Genomic DNA, 21,465 nt, shown 5'->3' with positions numbered 1-21,465 from the left:
CCCTCGCGTGCGCGGGCGGGGGGGGGGGTCCGTCGTGGCCCGGGCCGCTGGCGCCCGCCGGGTTCCCCCCCCGGCCGCGCCCGCGTGGGCAGTGGGCGGGGGGGCGTTTACCACGGCGATGCTCATGCGGCGTGCCGGCCGGCTGGACGAGCTGGGAGGCCGCTATGCGGCCTTGATGCGGGTGCGCGCCGGCGCGCTGCTCGGCGCACCGCAAGGGTTGCAAGGCAAAGCGCTCGACCATTGGCTCGACTCTCGCGATAAGGAGCAAGCCGGCGGCTTCACGACGCGCTCGCAAGCGGCCGGCGAGGCGAAGAATCTGACGCAGATGCAACAGGCAGCAGAACGGCTGCATGACTGGACGGCAAGGAGGCTCGGTGAACGTCGATGATGTGAAGGCCCTGGCGACACGGATCAGGGAAGAAGTGGCCAAGGCGATCACCGGGCAGCACGATACGGTCGACCTGATGCTGACCGCCTTGTTTGCGGGCGGGCATATCCTGCTGGAAGGTCCTCCGGGCACGGCCAAGACAATGACGGCGCGCTGCTTCGCCCAGGCGCTTGGGATCGCCTACGGGCGGATCCAGTTCACGCCGGACCTGATGCCCGGCGATATCGTCGGGTCGAACATCTACAACTTCCAGACCGGGCAGTTCACGCTGACGCGCGGCCCGATCTTCTGCGATCTCCTGCTTGCCGACGAAATCAACCGCACGCCGCCCAAGACGCAGGCCGCACTGCTCGAGGCGATGCAGGAGCATGCGGTCACCTTCGACGGCACCACGCATTCGCTCGGCCGCAATTTCATGGTCGTCGCGACCCAGAATCCGATCGAGCACCAGGGCGTCTATCCGCTGCCGGAGGCGCAGCTCGACCGCTTCCTGTTCAAGCACCGCGTCAGCTATCCCGGCCCCGAGGAAGAACGAGCCATCATCGTCCATCACGGCGGCGGCTCCGCCTCGCACGACATCGCGCAATATGGCATCGAGGCGCAGACGGACCGCGAAATGCTGCAGGAGGCCCTTGAAGTCGTCGGCTCCGTCACCCTCGTCGACGATGTCGTCGGCTACATAGCGGCGCTGGTTCGGGCTACGCGCGAAAATGCCGATCTGGAGGTCGGGGCCAGTCCGCGCGCCGGCGCAATGCTGGCGCGGGCGGCGCGTGCGCGGGCGGCGCTGGACGGACGCGCCTATGTGATCCCCGACGACGTCAAGGCGCTGGCGGTGCCGGCGCTGCGTCATCGCGTCATCCTTTCGCCTGCCGCACAGATCGATGGCCGGCTGGTCGAGCAGATCGTCTCCGACCTGGTCGACCAGACGGAAGCACCACGTTGATCTATCCCAGCGGCCGAGCGGTATGGGCAGCTGCGGCCGGCGCGGTGCCGGCCTTCCTGGTCGCGTTGGCATTGCCGTCGTTCTGGTATCTGGGATTGCTGTGGAGCTGTCTGCTGCTTGCCTTCCTGGCGGTGGATGCAGCAGCCGGACGCGGACGGGCATCGCTGAATGCCAGCATCGATGCGCCGCAGCAGGTCGGTGTCGGCGGCGAGTTCAGCGTGCACGTCGCCGCCCGTCACTCGGGGCCGCGCGCCGCGGAGGCCCGCGTCGGCCACGATGCGCGTCTGGCGCCGGTGGACGGCAGCGGCGGCGCCTTGCTGCCAACCGCCGGAGGCGGCTCGCTCAACCTCCGCTTCCAGGCGCTGCGGCGCGGCGTCGCCAGCTTCGACCGTCTCTGGGTGCGCTGGCGCGGGCCGTTCGGGCTGGTCTGGAACCAGGTCGTGCTGCCGGTGGAAAGCAAGGTTGCGGTGCTGCCCGACGTCAGCAGCGCCCGCGGCGAGGCGATCACGCTGCTGCAACATGCGGCGCTTGCCGAAGGCCATGCGCAGCGCCGCGCCGGTCAAGGCCGCGAGTTCGACGCGCTCAAGGACTACCAGCCGGGCATGGGCCGGCGGATGATCGACTGGAAGCGCAGCGCCCGCCACGGCAAGCTGTTGGCGCGCGAGTTCCGCATCGAGGAGAACAACAACATCGTGCTGGCCATCGACAGCGGACGCCTGATGTGCGAACCGGTCGACGGGGTGCCGAAGGTGGACCGGGCGGTGACGGCCGCCCTGCTGTCGGCATTCATCGCGCTGAAGGGCGGTGACATGGTCAGCCTGTTCGGCTTCGATGCAAGGCCGCGCGTTTCGAGCGGCGCGGTGCGCGGCCCCGCCAGCTTTGCGATGATCCAGAAACGGGCCGCCGAGATCGACTACTCCAGCGAGGAGACCAATTTCACGCTGGCATTGACGACGCTGGCGGCGCGGCTCGACCGCCGCTCGCTGGTCATCATCTTCACCGATTTCGTCGATCCGATCAGTGCGGAATTGATGCTGCGCACCGTGGGCCGGCTCACCGAACGGCATCTCGTGCTGTTCATGATGATGAAGGACACCGAATTGGAGGGCCTGGCCGACCTGCCGCCACGCTCCGGCGAGGATGTTGCCCGCGCGGTCGTTGCCGGAGGGCTCTTGCGCGAAAGGCAGGTCGTCATCGGCCGGCTGCGCCTGCTCGGGGCGCATGTGATCGAAGCCGACCACAACCGGCTCGGCCCGGCGCTGGTCGAGCGCTATCTGCAGTTCAAGCAGGAGGATTTGCTGTGACGGCGCCGGTACGCGGCAATGCGGTGCGCGGCGACGCGGTACGCCAGTCGCTGGCCAGCTTCCGCCGCGAGCGCGAGGCCGACTGGAAGGCATTCGAGGCGCTGCTGGCGCGTGTCGAGAAGCGTGCGCCGCGGACGCTTTCCGAAGAGGAGCTGCTGTCGCTGCCGCTGCTCTATCGATCGGCGCTGTCTTCCCTGTCGGTGGCGCGCGCGACATCGCTCGATAATGCGCTGGTCGGCTATCTCGAAGCGCTGTCGCTGCGCGGTTATTTCTATCTCTACGGCGCGCGCCGCGGGCTGCGGCAGCGCCTCGCCGATTTCTTCCTGCATGACTGGCCCGAAGCCATTCGCGACCTGTGGCGCGAGACATTGGCGTCGGTCGCGCTGATGGTGATCGGCATTGGTGCAGGCGCCTGGCTGGTGGCATCCGACAAGAGCTGGTTCGACGCGATCATCCCGCCCGGCCTGGCAGGAGGCCGCGGCCCCGACACCTCGGCCGAGCTGCTGCGAGGCATGCTTTATGATGGCGACAATGGCTTTCTCTCAGGCTTTGCCGCCTATCTGTTCACGCACAACGTCCAGGTCGCAATCCTGGCCTTCGCCCTTGGCTTCGCCTTCGCGGTGCCGACGGTGCTGCTGATGCTGTACAACGGCTGCATGATCGGGGCGTTGTTCCAAGTCTATTGGTCCAAGGGGCTTGGCATGGAGCTCGGCGGCTGGCTGGCCATCCACGGCACCACCGAATTGTTCGCGATCTCTTTGGCCGGCGCGGCGGGCATGCGCATCGGCACCAGCATCGCCTTTCCCGGCGAATTGACACGCATGGCGGCAGCGGCTCGCGCCGGACGCATCGCCGCGAACGCCATGGTCGGGGTCTCGGTCATGCTGCTGTTTGCCGGGCTGCTCGAGGGCATTGGCAGGCAGACCATCACCAGCGACGTCACGCGCTACGGCATTGGCGGGGGCATGCTGGTGCTGTGGATCGGTTATTTCTACCTGTTCCGGGCGGTGCGGCATGGCGATCGTTAAACGCGCCGCCTTCGCGGCTGTACGGCCGCTGATCACGCCCGAAGGCGTCGATCTCCGGATAAAGTTGGCCGACGCCGGCACGCGGGCCTCCGCCTTCCTGCTCGACCTCGTGTTCATCGCCGTGGCTGCAATCGTGATCACGATCGTCGCGCTATTCGGGGTGGGAGGCCTTGGCAGCGAGGGATTTCAGCCGCTCTTCGTCGTCTGGATCATCCTGATCTTCTTCCTGCGCAACGCCTACTTCATCGTCTTCGAAGCGGGCCGGCGCGCGGCTACGCCCGGCAAGCGGATCGTCGGCATCCGGGTCGCGTCGCGCAGCGGAGACGGCCTGTCGATCGACCAGGTCATCGCCCGCAACCTGATGCGCGAGATCGAGGTGTTCCTGCCGCTGTCGATCATCGTTGGACGCAGCGGGACCGACCTCGCCGACACGTTGACGACGGTGTTCGGACTGGTGTGGACGCTGCTGTTTGCCTTGTTCCCGCTGTTCAATCGCGACCGCATGCGGATCGGTGATCTGTTGGCGGGGACCTGGGTGGTAGAGGCGCCGAAGCGCGCCTTGCTTGAAGACCTGTCGGCACGGCAGGATCCGGCGGCCGGCGCCTTCCGGTTCAGCCACGCCCAGCTCGATGCCTACGGGATTGCCGAACTCCACAAGCTGGAAGAGGTGCTGCGCCGCGACGACTATTTCGCCCTGCGGACGGTGGCCGAAACGATCGGACGCAAGATCGGCGCGGCACCCCAAGCCCATGACGCACGCGCGTTCCTGACGGCTTACTACGGCGAGCTACGGGCGCATCTCGAACGCAAGCTGCTGCTCGGCAACCGCAGGGCCGACAAGCATGCGCGGTAGCAGTTGCCGAACAGGTGCAGCTAGCGAGAAGCATCGGTGCTGCCCCTCATCCGCCTGCCGGCACCTTCTCCCCGTATAGTGACGGGGAGAAGGGAGATAGACGCAATGTCGACCACTATTCCGCAACGTGCCAGTTTGCGAAACCATCTGCGATAGCGTCTTTCTCCCCGTCACTATACGGGGAGAAATGCCCGGCAGGGCAATGAGGGGCGGCGCCGACGAACCTGATGAGCCCCTCTCATGAGCCCCGGTTCAAATGCCACCCTCCCCTATCCCACCCACTTCTCATAATCGGACACCAGCAGATGCAGCGGTGCCGTGTCCTCGTCGATGTCCGCGAAGCGGCCGATCGGCTCGCGGAAGACGTTGTCGGTGAGATCGTCGTTGACGGTCGAGACCTCGCCGATCAGCACGTCCTTGCCCTCGGCCCAGAAGGCATGCCAGACACCCGGCAGCAAAGTGACGCTCTGGCCTGGGTCGAGCTTCAGGAGCCCACCCGCAGGTAGTCTGTGGATGGTTCCGTCGACAGGCACCGATACTTCGGCCTTCGGATCGATGCCGCCATCGCGATCATGCATGAACAGCTCCAGCACCAGTTTGCCGCCGCCGCGGTTGATGATGTCCTCGGCCTTGATGTTGTGGCGGTGCATCGGCGACAGCTGATCCTTGCGCGAGATCATGATCTTTTCGGCATAAAGCATGCCCATGCCCTTCTTCATGTCCTCGTAGCGGCCGTTGCGAACGGTGAACAGGAACAGGCCGAGCTCGTCGAATTTCTCCTGACCGTAGTCGGTGATGTCCCAGCCAAGCCGCGACGAGAAGATTGCCGACGAATCCTGCCGGCGCGCCTTCATCTCTTCCGGCGACCAGTAGGCGAAGGGCGGCATGATGTAGCCGAACGAGCGGATGAAGGCGTCGGCGTCGCGGATGATGTCGTTGATGGCGGAGCGTTTCATGGTCGTGGTTCCTTCCCGTCGCTTTGCGAGCGCTAGAACGATTCATCGTTTCACGGAACGCCGAACCGCTCTATCTTTTTTTGGACGCAATTCCGGACGGAAAACCGTTTCACACTTTTCCTGGAATTGCTCAAACCGCAATAGCCGAACGTCCATCCGGTGTCGATGCAAACTGCTGTCGCTGGCCCCATGACATGCGGTCCGATCAGGGCCATAAGGTCAACCAATTTTCCAATGGTGAGACCATGCGCAGCATAGACGACCTCGATACGCCGGCGATCCTGATCGATGCCGGCCGCGCCGAAGCCAATATCGCGCGGGCGCAGGCCCATGCCGACACCCATGGGCTGAAGCTCCGGCCGCACATCAAGACCCACAAACTGCCCTACTGGGCGAAGAAGCAGGTCGCGGCCGGCGCCGTCGGCATCACCTGCCAGAAGATCGGCGAGGCCGAGGTCATGGCCGACGCCGGACTGACCGACATCTTTCTGCCCTACAATATCCTCGGGCGGGCCAAGCTGGAGCGCCTCAAGGCGCTGCACGGCCGCGTAACCCTGTCGGTGACAACGGACAGCATGGACACGCTGATGGGGCTTGCCGCCACCTTTACCGATCCCGGCCACCGCCTGCCGGTGCTGGTCGAATGCGACACCGGCATGGGCCGCTGCGGTGTGCAGTCGGCCGGCGAGGCAGTCGCGCTGGCGAGCGAGATCAACAAGGTCCGGGGGCTCGTCTTCGGCGGCTTGATGACCTACCCGGGGGCCGGCCGCGCCGCCGAGACCGAGGCGTGGCTCGCCGATGCGCAACAAGCACTTGCCGCAGCCGGCCTTGCTTGCGAGCGCATCTCCAGCGGCGGCACACCCGATATGTGGCGTTCCGGCGAGGCTTCCGTCGTTACCGAATACCGGCCCGGCACCTACATCTATCTCGACCGCTGCCAGGTCGCCAAGGGCGTCGGCAGCCTCGACGATTGCGCGCTGACGGTGCTGTCGACGGTGGTCAGCCACCCAACGCCGACACGCGCCATCCTCGACGCCGGCAGCAAGGCCCTGTCCAGCGACACACTGGGGCTCGCCGATTTCGGTGAGCTGCTGGGCATTTCAGGCGCAAGGGTGACCAGCCTCAGCGAAGAGCACGGCAACGTCACGCTGTCAGGCGGCGCCGAGCTTCGCATCGGCGAGCGCGTGCGCGTCGTGCCCGACCATTGCTGCGTCGTCACCAACCTGTTCGACGAGGTGCATCTGATCGAAGGCGAGACGGTGATCGAGACGCTCCAGGTCAAGGCGCGAGGACGGATGGGGTGAGTCCAGCTGGAGCGCGTGCGCTTCAGGTACAAAATCCTTCAAACGCTGGAGGGACAGCGCCCCCTCTGGCCTGCCGGCCATCTCCCCCTCAAGGGGGGAGATCGGTAGCTTCGCCTCTCTTTCAACATTCGCGATTGGCGAAACGATACGTGACATTCAATCTCCCCCCTTGAGGGGGAGATGTCCGGCAGGACAGAGGGGGGGCGCGAAGGAACTCGACGAAGATCAGCTAGCTTGCCTCGCCGCGACGCGGCGCATCGAAATGACGCGGCGGCGGCGGATCTCGGTACGCATTGCCATCAGGTGCAACGCGAAGAAAAGCACGGTGAAGCCGAGCGCCATCACCAGCAATGGCCACAACAGGCTTGGATCGATGGTCGGCCCGCCGAGACGGAACACCGACGCCGGCTGATGCAGCGTGTTCCACCAGTCGACCGAAAATTTGATGATCGGAATGTTGATGAAGCCGACCAGGGTGATGATGGCGGCGGCCCAGGCGGCGCGCCCGGCATCGTCGAGCGCGCGGGTCAGCGCGATGATGCCGAGATACATCAGGAACAGGATGAACACCGAGGTCAGCCGCGCGTCCCACACCCACCAGGTGCCCCACATCGGCTTGCCCCAGATCGAACCGGTGATCAGTGCAAGGGCGGTGAAGACAGCGCCGATGGGTGCCGCCGATTTCAGCGCCACGTCGGCCAGCGGATGGCGCCAGACCAGCGTGCCCAGTGCCGAGACCGCCATCAGCGTGTAGCACATCATGGCGAGCCAGGCGAAAGGCACGTGGATATACATGATGCGAACGGTGATGCCTTGCTGGAAGTCCTCGGGCGCCGTGAAGCTCATGTAGAGGCCGACAGCGAGGACGATGGCGGCAACGCTCGCCAGCCACGGCACGACCTTGTCGGCCAGCCCGACGAACCGCGTCGGGTTGGCAAGGTCCATCCAGCCGGAGAGGCGTGAAGTCGTGTCGCTCATGCCGCCTTACATAGACCGCCGGCGGAGTTGCGGCAACCGCAGCGGCGGTACGGCGTCTCCCGTTCTCCCCGTGAGCGGCGGGGCAAGTTGTGTGCGTCAAGTTCTGCAAAATGGCGTGGCATTGCGTTGACGTTGGCGTGTCCGCCGCGCAGCCCCCGTGTTTAGCGGAGCGGCGGACACAATCGCATTTGGATTCTTACGAAGATGGACCCCCACCCTAACCCTCCCCACAAGGGGGAGGGAACGCTGCCGCATGCCCTTACTTCCCCTTTTGGCGCCGAAAGGCAGGCAAATTTGCCGAGGTCAGCGCCAACGGAAGTCTCCCTCCCCCTTGTGGGGAGGGGTTAGGGGTGGGGGTACATCGTAGAGCGAAAGCCTCGGCTCTCCACCTGCGATGGCGCTGCCCCCCTTGTGGTTCCCATAGGGAAGAAGGCAAGCCGCGCTGCTCAAGCGGCTTCGTTCACCGGACGGCTGAGGCGGCGGACCTCCTCGTCGTTGAGCAGGCCGCCGGCGCGCAGCAGGCTGGCGAAGCGACCATTGCGCAGCGACAGTTCGGTGAACCCGCCCATCTCGACCACCCGGCCCTTGTCCATGAACACGACCAGATCGGCGTCGCGAACGGTGGTCAGGCGGTGGGCGATGATGAAGGTGGTGCGGCCGCGCCGCAATTCGTCGATGGCGTCCTTGACGCGGTCTTCCGTCTCGACGTCGAGCGCGCTGGTCGCCTCGTCGAGAACCAGGATGGGGGCGTCCTTCAGCACGGCGCGGGCGATCGCGATGCGCTGGCGCTCGCCACCGGACAGCTGTCCGCCGCGTTCGCCGACGACCGTGTCGTAGCCCTCGCTCTTTGACAGGATGAAATCCTGCGCGGCGGCGGCATTGGCCGCGGCATGAACCTCGTCATAGGTCGCCTCCGCACGGCCGACGCGGATGTTGTCCTCGATCGAGCGGTTGAGCAGGCCGGCATCCTGGAAGACGGTGGCGATCGAATGGCGCAGCGACTTGCGGGTCACCGTGCGGGTGTCGACGCCGTCGATCAGGATACGGCCGCCGGACGGGGTGAAGACGCGCTGCAGAAGGTTGATGAGCGTCGTCTTGCCGGCGCCCGTCGGGCCGACGATGGCGACGGTCTGGCCGGCCTGGACCTCGAACGACGCGTCGTCGACGCCCTGCCCGGAATTGCCGAACTCGAAGCAGACATTCTCGAAGCGCACATGACCCGTGACGTTGACGAGATCGCGCAGCCCATCGGGCTCGGCGGCGTCGGATGCAGAGTCCTCGAGATGATAGAATTCCTCGAGCTTGGCGCGCGCCTCGGAAATCTGGTTGGCGAAGGCCGACATCTGGTCGAGCCGGGCAATCAGCAGCGTGGCAAAGCCGGTAAAGGCGATGACGTCGCCGATGCGCAACTGGCCGTGCGTCACCAGATAGGCGCCGATCAAGAGCACCACCATCATCGAAATCGTCGACGACAGGCGGTGCAGCGCGTTGGCCATCGCCCACCAGTCGAGCACCGGATTCTGTGCGTCGAGCAGGTTCTTGACGTAGCACTTCAGCGCCTCGGTCTCATGGCCGATGCGGTTGTAGCTCTGCAGGACGGCGACGTTGCTGACCGAGTCGGTCACATGCGCAAATACCTTGTGGTAGTGCCGCTCCACGGCCGCCTGGCCTTCCTTGGTGCGCCGCATCACCAGCCGTCCGATGCCGACATAGAGCGCGCCAAGCGCCAGCAGCACCATCGACATGCGGATATCCATGCTGAGCGCGGTGGGCACCAGCAGGACCAACGCAACCGCGGTCGACAGATGCTGCCGCATGAATTCCAGCCAGAGGCTGAACAAGGTCTCGACCGCGCGCAGGAGCGTGTGCAGGGAATTGGAGGTGCCGCGCTGATGATGCCAGGCAAGCGGCATGGTGATCACGCGCTCGAACGACTGGCAAAGAACCTCGCTGCGCCGCTGGTGGGCAAAGCGGTCAGCGCCGCGCGCCACCAGCACGAAGGCGATGATGTTGAACGCGCCGAGGCCGGCCCACATTGCGAGCGTCGCGAATACCGAGCCGCGGTCCGAAATGGCATCGATCACCCGGCCGAACATGATCGGCTCGAGAATGGCGATAATGGCAAGCGCGACATTCGCCCCGCAGATAAACGCAACGCGTTTCCTGTCGGCAGCGAGATAACCAAGGGCTCGCCAGTAGATTTGCAGAAGTGACACTTCAGCTACTCCGCCAATTATTTATGGTGCAGTGCGTCATTTTTTGACTCGTATCGGTTGACGCGTCGCAAAACAATGCTCGTCTAGCTCTTCCGTTCCCATTCCGCGAACAAAAGATGACGACGCTTCGAAATTTGCCGTGATCGTCTAACAGTTTGAGATAAAAGGTGAAATGTCAGCGTTGCGGCAAAATCATGGCAGCTCGAAAGCACTGCCACAATTTTAATCAGCAAGACCCTGGGCACGACGTCTAAAGTCGTGTGCAGGCATTCAGCAAGGTCAAACGCAAATATAACCGGTAGAGGCACTTGGAGCGCCCGTGCGTGCCCTGGGAACGCTAAGCGACGCTCCAAACCCTTGAATCTAGGCCGGTATTCTGACGACCACCTCGGCACTATCTCCGGCTTTTGGCTCGAAGGACGAAGATTTGGTCTTCGTGCCATTCACTTCAAGTGAGATGGCCCGGGCCTTTTTGTCGCGGACGACGCGTACTTTGATCTCGGCGCCCAGCATCTTCAGAGTTGCCGAATAGCCGTCCCAATGGCTAGGAAGTCTCGGCGTGAACTGGAGGCGCTGTCCGCGGCGCTCTATGCCGAGAATGCTCTCGACCGCGGCGCGATAAAGCCAGCCCGCCGACCCGGTATACCAGGTCCAGCCGCCTCGGCCGCCCTTGTCTTGCCCGGAATAAACATCGGCCGCGACGACATAAGGTTCCACGCGGTAGCGCTCCGCCGCGGCTTCATCGAGAGCATGGTAGACCGGATTGAGCATTGAAAGGCAGCGGTAGGCATCGTCGGTGCGACCCATCTCGGCCAGCGCAATGACGAACCATGTCGCCGCGTGCGTGTATTGGCCGCCGTTTTCACGGACCCCCGGCGGATAGCTCTTGATGTAGCCCGGGTCCTTTTCCGTCTTCGAGAAGGGCGGGGTGAACAGTTTGACGATGTTGAGGTCGTCGTCGACGAGCGCTTTCATCGCCTGCGCCATTGCCGTGGTCGACCGCGCCGGGTCGCCCTCGCCCGAAAGCACGCTCCAGGACTGGGCGATCGAATCGATCTTGCACTCGTCCGACTTGCGCGAGCCGAGCGGCGTGCCGTCGTCGAAGCTGCCGCGCCGATACCACTCGCCATCCCAGGCGGTGCTTTCCAGCGCCCGCTTCAGCACCTCGGCGTGCTTCGTCCAGGCCTGCACGCGCTTGGCATCGCGCTCCGCCTTGGCGACAGCGGCAAAGTCGCCCAGCGTCTTCAGCAGGAACCAGCCCAGCCACACGCTCTCGCCCTTGCCGTGCTCGCCGACGCGGTTCATGCCGTCGTTCCAGTCGCCGCCGAGGATCAGCGGCAGCCCGGCTGGGCTGCTGCGCTTGACGGCAAGATCGAGCGCCCGCGCGCAATGGTCGTAGAGCGAGGCTGTCTTCTTCGAGATTTCCGGGATGAAGAAAGCATCGTGCTCGCCTTCGCCCAGCGCCTGCCCTTCGATGAAGGGCAGTTGCTCCTTCAGGATCGCGGTGTCGCCGGTCACCAGCAGGTAGCGGGCCGTGGCGTGGGCCAGCCAGACCACGTCGTCCGAGATCATGGTGCGGACGCCGGCCTCGGTGCGCGGCAGCCACCAATGCTGCACGTCGCCTTCGGGGAATTGCCGCCGCGCCGCATTGAGGATCTGATCACGCGCCAGCTTGGGGTCATGCGCCAGCAAAGCCAAGGTATCCTGCAACTGATCGCGGAAGCCGAAGGCACCGCTCGCCTGATAGAACGCCGAGCGGGCACGGATGCGGCAGGCCAGGCTCTGATAGGGCAGCCAGTGATTGACCATAGCGTCGAGTGCCTTGTCCGGCGTCTCGACCTGGATGGTGTCGAGAAAGCCGCGCCATGTGCGCTCGTTGTCGGCCAGCCGCTGATCGAAATCCCTTGAGCGATGGGTCTGCACCAGCGCGCTGGCCGCCTCGGGCGAGGCCGCGTCGCCGAGCAGCCAGAGCAGCGTGACGTCGCCGCCGGCAGCGATGTCGATGTCGCGTGCGATGGCCGCGCAGGGATCGTCGCCGGCCTCGACACGGCCGGACAGGCCGGCGCCGCTCAGCACGGCATGCGGAAACTCGCTCGTGCCTTGCCTGCCGATGAACTCGCCGCGATCGGCGGTGACCGAATGCACAGCACCGTCGGCGGCCAGAAAGGCGATCCGCTCGCCGAAATCGAGCCCATAGGGATTTTGCGCCAGCAATGCGCCGGTTGCGGCATCCCTCGACGGAACGATGCTTGCAGCGGTGCGCGAGCGATGGCCGCCAAGAACCCATTCCGCATAGGCGTAGACGCGCAGCCGCATCGGCACCGAACCCGAATTCTGGATGCGCAGCCGCGATATCTTCACCGGATCGACGGGATCGACGACATGGGTCAGGTCCATCGACAGCGGCCCGCGTTTTGAGCGGAGCGTCGAAAAACCCTGCCCGTGCCAGGTTTCGTAGGTCATTGTCGGATCACGCACCACGGCAGCCATTGGCGAGAACGCCCTGCCACTGGCGTGATCGTAGATGTAGATGCCCTCGCCCGGCCGGTTAGTGACCGGATCGTTCGACCATGGCGTCAACTGATAGTCGCGGCTGTTGCGGCTCCAGGTGAAGGCAGCGCCTTCAGCCGAAATATGGAACCCGAACGATGGGTTGGAGATGACGTTGATCCACGGCTGCGGCGTCGTGCGCCGGCCGGCAAGACGCACGACGTAGTGGCGTCCGTCGCCGTCGAAGCCGCCGAAACCGTTCCATTGGTCGAGCCCGCTGCCGTCGACGCGGCCCTCGATCAGTGCCTGAGCGGCCGATGCTTGCGACGTCGGCACCGGCAAGGACGGCTCGCGAAGCGCTGCAAGGTCTGCCGGCTGGAGGGCGGCGTCCCGCGCCTGCAATGCCGCGGCCTCGGCGCGCTCGATCTGGTCGAAGATGGTGCCGTTGCGCGTATGCAGCACCACCCGAGCGACGGCGAGCAAGGTCCGGTAGGTCGTTTCCTCCATCAGATCGCGGCGCACCGCGAAGATGTGCTGGCGGGGTCCGAGTTCCTTGCCGCGCAACCGGCTGTTTTCGCACAGCGTCTCCACCGCGCGCTGCAGGTCCTGCACGTAGGATGACGCCTGCTCGTTGACGACGACAAAGTCGATCATCATGCCGCGGGCGCGCATGTATTCCTGGAAGCGAAGCGCCTGGGCGACGATCTCCAGATCGGCGACATCGGCGATCCTGACCAGGAAAATCGGAAAATCGCCGGATATGCTGGTCGGCCACAGGCTGGACTGCCTGCCGAGCCCGGAGACGATGGATTCGCCCGGAAGGCGCAGGAACGGATCGGGATAGATCAGATAGCGCGCCAGCTTCTGCACATTGGCGGCGTCGGACAGGCTGAGGCCAAGGTGCCGGGTCTGCACTTGCGAGCGCGTCCAGGCGAGCATCGCCTGGCGGGCGAAGCTTTCGGGATGGTCGAGCCGTGCGATGGCGGCATCCAATTCGGCGCGATGGGTACCGACGACGGTCCAGAACGTCAGCGAAATCTTCTTGTTGGCCGGCACGCGCACCTGCCGGCGAAGCGATGCGATCGGGTCCAGGGTGAAGCCGGAATGGCCGCCAAGCTTGGCGCCTGGATCAAAGGCCGCCGCTTCGGTGATGGTGCGGCCGCGGCCGATGAAGGCGCGCCTGTCGGTTTCCGCCTCGGCGTCTCGCGCCGATCCAGACGGGTCGGTGACGAAATGCACCATGGTGACGTCGGGTTCGTCCTTTTCGCGCTTGCGCCTGGTGGCGAAGATCGCGCCGTTGTTCGGCGCGATCTCGGTTTCCACGAACATCTTCGAAAAAGCCGGATGGGCATTATCCGAGGGCTCGGAGCCCAGCACCAGTTCGGCAAACGAGGTTACTTCGATATGCCGGTCGGCGGGGCCATCATTGTGGAGCGTCACCCGTCGGCCCTCACCATTGCCTTCCGAGATGACGATGCACTCGACTTCCGAACGCAGCGATCCAATCGATTTGACGAAGCTCGCCTTGTCGTCGGAGAACAGCGTCTGCGCACGCTCGCCGGCGGCGCGCTTCGGCTCGGCGGTGGCCGACCACCAGTCGCCGTTGCTGGCGTCGCGCAGGAAAACATAGGAACCAAGGCGGTCCTCGGTCGGATCCGGCTGCCAGCGCGTGACGGCAAGTTCGCCCCAGCGGCTGTAGCCGGAGCCGGTGGCGGTCACCATGACCGAATAGCGGCCATTGGACATGACACTGGTCGAGCGCAGCGCCTTGAGCGGATCGAGCACGATGCGGGTATCCGGGCTTTCCAGCTCGGTCTCGTCCTTCGAGCGCTCGTCGGCCTCGGTCCTGACGGTCGCAGTCGGGATGTCGCGCGGCGCCCGTTCCTGCAGCAGCAATTCGGCCGACTCGATCACCGGATCGCTGTGGAAGCGGTCGCGCATGCGCCCTTCGAAGATCGCATCGGCAACTGCGGCAATCGACATGCCGGAGTGGTGGGCCATGTAGTTGAGCACGACGGCGTGGTCGGTGCCCTCGGGGACGCGTTGCGGCGTGAAATCCACCGCATCGTAAAAACCGTGCCGGCCCAGTGCGCCCAGCCGCCTCAGCCTGGCCAGGTTCTGCACGGATTCATGCGGCGTGAACTGCGCTGCCAGCACGGTCGCGTAAGGCGCGATCACCGTGTTTTGGCCAAGGCCGCGCTTCAGGCCGAGCCCGGGCACGCCGAAATTGGTGTACTGGTAGGTCAGTTCACGGTCGCGGGCGTTGTAGGCCGCTTCCGAAATCCCCCAGGGAACGTTCTTCGAACGGCCATACTGGATCTGGCGCTTGATGATGAGCTTGCTGGTCTGGTTGAGAATGCTGCCTTGCGGCTCCTTCATCACCAGCGGCGGCATCAGATATTCGAACATCGAGCCGGACCAGGACATCAGTGCGCCCTGGAAGCCGATCTCGACGATCGGCCGGCCGAGCCGGAACCAGTGCTCGGTCGGCAAATCGCCCTTGGCGATGGCGAACAGGCTGGTCAGCCGCGCCTCGGACGCCAAAAGGTCGTAGCAGCTTTCGTCGAGCTGATGCTCCTCGACCCGGTAACCGATCGACAGGAGCTTGCGCTCGGGCCGCATCAGGAACGAGAAATCCATCTCGAAGGCGAAGCGGCGCGTGCGCTCGCGCAAGGTCAGAAGCTTGGCCCGCAACGCCGCGACCGCGTTTTCGTCGCTGTGCGCGTCGTGCACATGCGCCTCGCAGGTGGCTTCGAGCCTGGCCGCCCAATCGGCGATGGTGTCGCTCTGGGTCGACGCGGCCTCGGTGTGGATGGCTGTCGCGAGCTTGCGTATCTCGCCGGCCAGGACGGCCAGGTTGATGGTACGGATCGACGCCATCTCCGGCTGCGCCTTGATCAATTCGACGGCCCGCCGCATGCCGTCGAGACGGTCGGCGAGCCGCTGGCGCAAGGGCCGCAATTGACGCCGGTCGTCGGGCAGTTCCTCAAGGCTTTCGTCGAGGATGGTGACGGTGTCGAGGATGCCTTCGAAGTCGCCCTGCACATGCACCGACGGCGCTTCGGCCCATTCGGCGCAGGCAGCGGCCACGGCCACCAGATGGCCGGCGAGATTGCCGCTGTCGACCGCCGAAATGTACAGCGGGTAGAGCGGCTTCAGGGTCGTCGTGTCGTACCAGTTGAAGAGATGGCCGCGGTCGCGCGGCATGCTCTCGATGGTCGACATGGTCGCGTCGATGCGGTTGACGGCGTCGGAGAGGCTGATCCAGCCGAAATCGCGTGCCGAAATCACCGACAGCAGGTAGACGCCGATATTGGTCGGCGAGGTGCGGGGCGCCACCACGGGGGCCGGGCTTTCCTGGAAATTATCCGGCGGCAGATGGTGATGCTCGGCCGTCACGAAGGTCTCGAAATAGTGCCATGTACGCCGCGCCACGGTGCGCAGCGCGTGAATGTCGGCGGCCGATATGCGCAGGCGGTCCTCGGTTTCGGCCGAACGGCTGATCCAGCAGGCGATGGCGGGCGAGCCGATCCAGAACAAGGCAAAGAAGAAGGCGACGAAAGCGCCGGTGGAATCGGCCAGCACCGGCACGGCGAGGCCGACGACGCCGATGATCACGGCGCCGTACATGATGCTATAGTAGGAGCCGAGATCGTTGTCGCCGCCCTTGTGTGCCTGCGAGGCGGTGCGCCATTCGAGCAGGTTCTGGCGGCTGACGAACAGGCGGTAGAGCGTGCGGATGATCGCGTCGCCCATCATCCAGGCAAGATGCGCCATCAGCACGATCTTCAGCGCCACCAGGGCGGTGCCGAAGGCAACGTCGCGTGCCAGTGCCGAGAAATGGCCGCGCGGCGTCTGATCGCCGCTCTTCGGCAGGATGGCGTTGACGATGTCGAAAGTGGGCGCCATGAACAGCGTAAGGATCAGCAGCGCCTGCCATTGCGCGGCCTGCGTGAAGGGCAGCAGCGTCCAGCCGGCGATCGCGGCCATCACCCAGAAGATCGGCGTCACCGAGCGGCGCAGATTGTCCACCATCTTCCAGCGCGACAGCGCCGGCACGTTTGAGCGCGGGCCGAGGATGAAGCCCAGAAGCTGCCAGTCGCCGCGTGCCCAGCGATGGTGGCGCGACGCGTCGACCGAATAGCGGGTCGGATAGTCCTCGACCAGTTCGACGTCGGTGACCAAGGCCGAGCGCGCCAGGGCGCCTTCGAGCAGATCATGGCTGAGGATGGTGTTTTCCTCGATGCGACCCTTCAGCGCCGCCTCGAAGGCGTCGACATGGTAAAGACCCTTGCCGGTGAAGGAACCGTCGCCGAAGATGTCCTGGTAGAGGTCCGACACGGCAAAGACGTACGGATCGAGCCCGCGATTGGCGGAAAAGACACGCTGAAAGAACGACGCCTCGTCGCCACTGGTCAGCGACGCGGTGATGCGCGGCTGCAGGATGGAATAACCTGCCGTAACCTCGCGCCGTGCGACATCGAAATGCGGACGGTTGAGCGGGTGGCAAAGCTTGCCGGCCAGCGCAGCGACGGCGTCGCGGGTGGTGCGGGTGTCGGCGTCCAACGTCATCACGTGGACGACGCTCTCCGGCAATGGCACTTCCAACGGCAGGAAGGTGGTGTCGCTGTCGCCGCGCAGCAGAAGGTTCAATTCGTGCAGCTTGCCGCGCTTGCGCTCCCAGCCCATCCAGACGCCTTGCGACGCGTTGTAGAGCCGGCGCCGATGCAGCAGATAAAAGCGCGGCGCCCCTTCCGAGTCCGAGGGATAGCGGGCGTTCAGCCTGGCGATTTCGGCGCGGGCGAATTCGAGGATTTCGACGTCCGCCGTGTCGATCTCGGTCTTGGAGTCCGGCCAGTCGGAAAGCAGCGCGAAATAGACTTCGCCCGCCGTGTTGGCGAGGTGATGCACCTCGATGTTGCGGATGTTCTCCTCGACATCGTCGCGCGAGCCGATCAGCGACGGCACCACCACCAGCGTGCGCGCCTCGGGCGGCACACCGTGCCTGAAATCATAGCCGATGAGACGCGTCGGCTTCAAAAACAGCGAGACGACGGTGTTGAAGAACGCGAGCGCGCCTTCGCTGGCCGGCACCGCGAACAGGGCCAGCATCAGGACGATCGACGGCACCGACAGCCCGAGATTGGCAAGCGCATTGCCGGAAACGACCAGAAGCAGGACCGTCAGCGCAAACACCGGCACGACGATGCCCAGCCATCCGGTCTTGCGGAAGGTCCGGTTGAGCGTCTTACCGATGGTCGGCCGGTAGCCGATCGACCGCTCGAGCTCCTGCCGGCGCGGGCCGACCAGAAAGAAGCCGACGTCGGTGTGAGCGATCGGACCGTTTTCGGAGCCCGGTGCATCGGCAGCATGGCCGGCGAGCTCGATCGCCCTTTCGGCAACGCGAAATTCGGAGAGATCGGAACGGCGCGCCAGTTCCTCGATCGCAGTCCGGTATTGGTCGCGCGAAAAGAAATCGAGCGCGGCGAAATCGGTGCGTTCGCGCAGCAAGGTGTCGATGCGGCTGACGCCCTCGAACCACACCGTCCAGTCGATGTCGTTGATCAGGCGCAGGCCGCGGATGATGTTGCCGGTGGTCACGTTGCCGCTGGACAGCGTGTGGTGCTCGCTGAGGATGATCTCCTCGGCGTCGGAGCCGGTCCTTTCCAGCTCGCCCTCCAACCATTCCAGCGCCCTGCCGGCATTTTGCGAGCCGTCACGCAGCCGGTAGAGCAACTGGGTGGCGAAGGTGGTGTCCTGCGCATGGGCGCTGTAGTGGGAAAGTATCGCCTGCCGGTCGGCGCTGTCGTCCGTCGCCAGCACACGGTCGGCGACCTCGTTGGCGATCTGGCGCAGTTCCCGCGTGCGATTGACGCGGACCGCGATCCGGCGAAGGTTCTCGATCAGGACGAAGCGCAGCAGCGACGGCAGCGCCCATAATTCGCCGATCTTCAGCGGCTCGACGGACTGGAAGCCTTCGACAATCGCCTTGAACATGGCCGACGAGACGGAACTGTCGGAATGCGCGACATAGGTCCACGCGACCGCCAGGGCGCGCGGCACACTGGATCCATCCGACAGTTTCAGCGTCGGCAACTGGCGGTAGAAGCGGCGCGGCAGGTCGCGCTTGACCTGAAAAATGGTCTCCTCGACCAGGTAGTTGTTGTCGAGCAGCCACTGCGCCGCGGGCGTGATCGTTTCGCCCCTCGCCTGGGCAGCGTTGGTGGAACGGTAGACATCGAGAATTTTCCTGGCGCTGTCGCGGATGCGCGCCTGAAAATCGAAAGGCGTCAGACCGAACAAGTCCTTGGCATCGCCATTGGCAAGGGCTGCGCCCAAAGCGCGCAGCCGATCTTCCGGCAGGAAATTGGAGCGTATCGGCTCGTCGGTGACAGCCGGGAAGCTGGCGCTCGTCTTTTCGATCTGTGCGAGATTGGTCTGGATATTCATCTAAGGTTCCGTGTTGGGGACGCAGTGCGGCGTCACCGCCACGGCAATGTCCCTAAAACCGGTCCAAATGCAATTGGTTGCATCGCAACACTTGGCCGAAAGTTTGTTTCCGCACCACGACAAGATGCCGTTTTTCGACAACTTCCAGGCGGGCACTATGGGCATCGTTTCGGCTTCTGATCGGCGGAAGATTCAGGCTTTTTCGTGATGCAGCGACCAGCTTACGCGATATTTGGCCGGCGTCACGATCATGTTTGGAAACAGACGTTAATCGTTGCCGGCAATGCGGTCGATGCGGATCACGAACAGCATGGCCGGCCGGACCGGATCGAGGTGCAGTTCCGGCGCTTGCGCCCCGGGCAACAGCGCGTCGAGCGGCCCAAGTTGCATGGGCGCCGCGCCGGCCACGCTGAGTTCGCCGTCGACGCACAGGATGAGTGTTTCATCGGCTTCGGCCTGGATCTCCGTCGGAGCCGAAATCAGCAGGCGCTCGACCGTGTGGATCGCCCGGGCGCGGCGGGTCATGACGTTGAGGTCGGTGATCGGACCGGCGATCAGCGTGGCTTGCGTCGGCACGTCGGCCGGAAAGGCAAGCGGTGCGGAAGCCTTGGTGATTTCGACCGGTAGCCGGCCGGCGATGTCGAGGACCATGCCCTCGCCTTCCAGCAGGGCCAAGGTCCGGTCGACGCCGGCGAAGCCGGAGAACGGCCCGCCGCCCTCGACCAGCGCCATCGAGACGCGCCAGTCGAAATCGTCGAGCCCGGCACCAGGCGGCGAGACGGCAATCTCCGTCGTCACCCCGCCGCCGTTCTTCCACGGCATCGAGCGGTATCCGGCTGCCCGAAGGATGCGCAAGGCGCGGCTCAGCCCAAAATGCCGGGCAGGTTGAGCTGTTTCTCCCGGGCGCACTCGATCGCGATGTCATAGCCGGCATCGGCGTGGCGCATGACGCCGGTCGCCGGATCGTTCCACAGAACCCGCTCCAGGCGCTTGGCCGCCTCGGGCGTGCCGTCGGCGACGATGACCATGCCGGCATGCTGCGAAAAGCCCATGCCGACGCCGCCGCCATGGTGCAGCGACACCCAGGTGGCGCCGGACGCCGTGTTGAGCAAGGCATTGAGCAACGGCCAGTCGGAGACGGCATCGGAGCCGTCCTTCATCGCCTCCGTCTCGCGGTTCGGCGAGGCGACCGAGCCGGAATCGAGGTGATCGCGGCCGATGACCACCGGCGCCTTCAGTTCGCCCCTGGCGACCATCTCGTTGAAGGCGAGGCCGAGCCGATGGCGATCGCCAAGCCCAACCCAGCAGATGCGCGCCGGCAGGCCCTGGAAGGCGATGCGCTCACGCGCCATGTCGAGCCAGTTGTGCAGATGGGTGTTGCCGGGGGTCAGCTCGCGCACCTTGGCGTCGGTCTTGTAGATATCCTCGGGATCGCCGGAAAGCGCTGCCCAGCGGAACGGGCCGATGCCGCGGCAAAACAGCGGACGGATGTAAGCCGGCACGAAACCCGGGAAGGCAAAAGCATTCTCGAACCCCTCCTCCTTCGCCACCTGGCGGATGTTGTTGCCGTAGTCGAGCGTCGGCACGCCGGCATTCCAGAACGCCACCATCGCCTCGACATGCTCGCGCATCGACGCGCGGGCAGCTTTTTCGACGGCCTTCGGGTCGGAGGTGCGTTTCTCGCGCCACTCGGCCAGCGACCAGCCCTTGGGCAGATAGCCATTGAGCGGGTCATGCGCCGAGGTCTGATCGGTGACGATGTTAGGGCGCACGCCGCGCCGCACCAGTTCCGGCAGGATGTCGGCGGCGTTGCCGACCAGGCCAACCGATTTCGCCTCACCGGCTTTGGTCCAGCGCTCGATCTTTTCCAGAGCCTCGTCGAGCGTGTCGGCGCGCTCATCGACATAGCGGGTGCGCAGCCGGAAATCGATGCGGTCGGGATCGCATTCGACCGCCAGGCAGCAGGCGCCGGCCATCACCGCGGCGAGCGGCTGGGCACCGCCCATGCCGCCGAGGCCGCCGGTCAAGATCCATTTGCCCCTGAGATTGCCGCCATAGTGCTGGCGGCCGGCTTCGACGAAGGTCTCGTAGGTGCCCTGCACGATGCCTTGCGTGCCGATGTAGATCCACGAGCCGGCCGTCATCTGGCCGTACATCATCAGGCCCTTTCTATCGAGCTCGTTGAATTTCTCCCATGTCGCCCAGTGCGGCACCAGGTTGGAATTGGCGATCAGCACACGCGGGGCGTCAGGATGAGTGCGGAACACGCCGACCGGCTTGCCCGATTGCACCAACAGCGTCTCGTCGTCGCCAAGCGTCTTCAGCGAGGCAACGATGCGGTCGAAATCGTTCCAGGTGCGCGCCGCCCGGCCGATGCCGCCATAGACGACCAGTTCGTTGGGGTTTTCGGCGACGTCTGGGTCGAGATTGTTCATCAGCATGCGCAACGGCGCTTCCGTCAGCCAGGTGCGGGCGTTGAGCTCGCTGCCGCGCGGGCTGCGCACTTCACGGATGTTGTGGCGAGGATCGGTCATGATTGTTCCTTTCGAGTGAGG

At 65.0% G+C, this 21,465-nt stretch carries 13 protein-coding genes; 7 read left to right on the top strand and 6 right to left on the bottom strand.

The features are described from left to right. The first annotated feature begins 124 nt into the window (after window positions 1–124). The 5 genes from NKH04_RS21485 to NKH04_RS21465 all read left to right on the top strand — a co-directional run bounded on the left by NKH04_RS21485 (window position 125) and on the right by NKH04_RS21465 (window position 4,516). The gene (locus NKH04_RS21485) at window positions 125–388 is read left to right on the top strand and encodes a hypothetical protein (RefSeq protein WP_352490116.1); all 264 of its coding nucleotides are present in this window, start codon (window positions 125–127) and stop codon (window positions 386–388) included. Then, window positions 375–1,331 (top strand): AAA family ATPase, encoded by a 957-nt coding sequence (locus NKH04_RS21480; RefSeq protein ID WP_352933833.1) that lies wholly within the window; start codon window positions 375–377, stop codon window positions 1,329–1,331. Before NKH04_RS21485 ends, NKH04_RS21480 begins: the two co-directional genes overlap by 14 nt. Then, window positions 1,328–2,635 (top strand): DUF58 domain-containing protein, encoded by a 1,308-nt coding sequence (locus tag NKH04_RS21475; protein WP_353044909.1) that lies wholly within the window; start codon window positions 1,328–1,330, stop codon window positions 2,633–2,635. Before NKH04_RS21480 ends, NKH04_RS21475 begins: the two co-directional genes overlap by 4 nt. Continuing rightward, entirely contained in the window at window positions 2,632–3,663 is a 1,032-nt protein-coding gene (locus NKH04_RS21470; RefSeq protein WP_352820539.1) for a stage II sporulation protein M, read from the top strand. Before NKH04_RS21475 ends, NKH04_RS21470 begins: the two co-directional genes overlap by 4 nt. Window positions 3,664–3,727: 64 nt before the next feature. Further along, complete coding sequence (locus tag NKH04_RS21465) at window positions 3,728–4,516, top strand: RDD family protein (RefSeq protein ID WP_353044908.1); 789 nt, start codon at window positions 3,728–3,730, stop codon at window positions 4,514–4,516. A gap of 269 nt (window positions 4,517–4,785) precedes the next feature. Here NKH04_RS21465 and NKH04_RS21460 read toward each other — a convergent pair whose 3' ends face one another. Beyond that, complete coding sequence (locus NKH04_RS21460; protein WP_023674428.1) at window positions 4,786–5,472, bottom strand: D-lyxose/D-mannose family sugar isomerase; 687 nt, start codon at window positions 5,470–5,472, stop codon at window positions 4,786–4,788. A 245-nt stretch (window positions 5,473–5,717) separates the two neighbouring features. Between NKH04_RS21460 and NKH04_RS21455 the strand changes: the two genes are divergently transcribed. Next, a complete protein-coding gene (locus tag NKH04_RS21455) occupies window positions 5,718–6,776 on the top strand; it encodes a D-TA family PLP-dependent enzyme (protein WP_353044910.1) in 1,059 nt (352 codons plus the stop codon). Window positions 6,777–7,001: 225 nt separating this feature from the next. Here the strand turns inward: NKH04_RS21455 and NKH04_RS21450 are convergent, their stop codons facing one another. From NKH04_RS21450 to NKH04_RS21440, 3 genes are all read right to left on the bottom strand, one after another. After that, complete coding sequence (locus NKH04_RS21450) at window positions 7,002–7,754, bottom strand: heme ABC transporter permease (protein WP_353044907.1); 753 nt, start codon at window positions 7,752–7,754, stop codon at window positions 7,002–7,004. Between the two features lie 446 nt (window positions 7,755–8,200). Next, window positions 8,201–9,970: a glucan ABC transporter ATP-binding protein/ permease gene (locus NKH04_RS21445; protein ID WP_352490123.1), complete on the bottom strand. Its 1,770-nt coding sequence runs from the start codon at window positions 9,968–9,970 to the stop codon at window positions 8,201–8,203. 363 nt (window positions 9,971–10,333) lie between these two features. Further along, a complete protein-coding gene (locus tag NKH04_RS21440) occupies window positions 10,334–18,910 on the bottom strand; it encodes a glycoside hydrolase family 94 protein (protein ID WP_353044906.1) in 8,577 nt (2,858 codons plus the stop codon). Between the two features lie 67 nt (window positions 18,911–18,977). Between NKH04_RS21440 and NKH04_RS21435 the strand changes: the two genes are divergently transcribed. After that, a complete protein-coding gene (locus tag NKH04_RS21435) occupies window positions 18,978–19,118 on the top strand; it encodes a hypothetical protein (RefSeq protein WP_353044905.1) in 141 nt (46 codons plus the stop codon). 59 nt (window positions 19,119–19,177) lie between these two features. Here NKH04_RS21435 and NKH04_RS21430 read toward each other — a convergent pair whose 3' ends face one another. Both NKH04_RS21430 and hutU read right to left on the bottom strand, forming a co-directional pair. Continuing rightward, window positions 19,178–19,765 carry a HutD/Ves family protein gene (locus NKH04_RS21430; protein WP_353044904.1) on the bottom strand — a complete coding sequence of 196 codons (588 nt, stop codon included), beginning with the start codon at window positions 19,763–19,765 and terminating at the stop codon, window positions 19,178–19,180. Window positions 19,766–19,773: 8 nt separating this feature from the next. After that, window positions 19,774–21,444, bottom strand: coding sequence for a urocanate hydratase (gene hutU / locus NKH04_RS21425; protein WP_353044903.1), 1,671 nt, complete (start codon window positions 21,442–21,444; stop codon window positions 19,774–19,776). Window positions 21,445–21,465: the final 21 nt, after the last annotated feature.

The organism is Mesorhizobium sp. M1365 (assembly GCF_040317865.1).
Lineage (GTDB): Bacteria > Pseudomonadota > Alphaproteobacteria > Rhizobiales > Rhizobiaceae > Mesorhizobium.
Note: the sequence above shows the minus strand (reverse complement) of the source record. Positions and strands in the feature narration are given on the sequence as shown.

Excerpts from the sequence above, each read along its gene's own strand:
- NKH04_RS21485 (WP_352490116.1), top strand. The coding sequence starts at position 125 with ATGCGGCGTGCCGGCCGGCTGGACGAGCTGGGAGGCCGCTATGCGGCC.
- NKH04_RS21460 (WP_023674428.1), bottom strand. The coding sequence starts at position 5,472 with ATGAAACGCTCCGCCATCAACGACATCATCCGCGACGCCGACGCCTTC.
- NKH04_RS21455 (WP_353044910.1), top strand. The coding sequence starts at position 5,718 with ATGCGCAGCATAGACGACCTCGATACGCCGGCGATCCTGATCGATGCC.
- NKH04_RS21450 (WP_353044907.1), bottom strand. The coding sequence starts at position 7,754 with ATGAGCGACACGACTTCACGCCTCTCCGGCTGGATGGACCTTGCCAAC.
- NKH04_RS21440 (WP_353044906.1), bottom strand. The coding sequence starts at position 18,910 with ATGAATATCCAGACCAATCTCGCACAGATCGAAAAGACGAGCGCCAGC.
- NKH04_RS21435 (WP_353044905.1), top strand. The coding sequence starts at position 18,978 with ATGCAATTGGTTGCATCGCAACACTTGGCCGAAAGTTTGTTTCCGCAC.
- hutU (WP_353044903.1), bottom strand. The coding sequence starts at position 21,444 with ATGACCGATCCTCGCCACAACATCCGTGAAGTGCGCAGCCCGCGCGGC.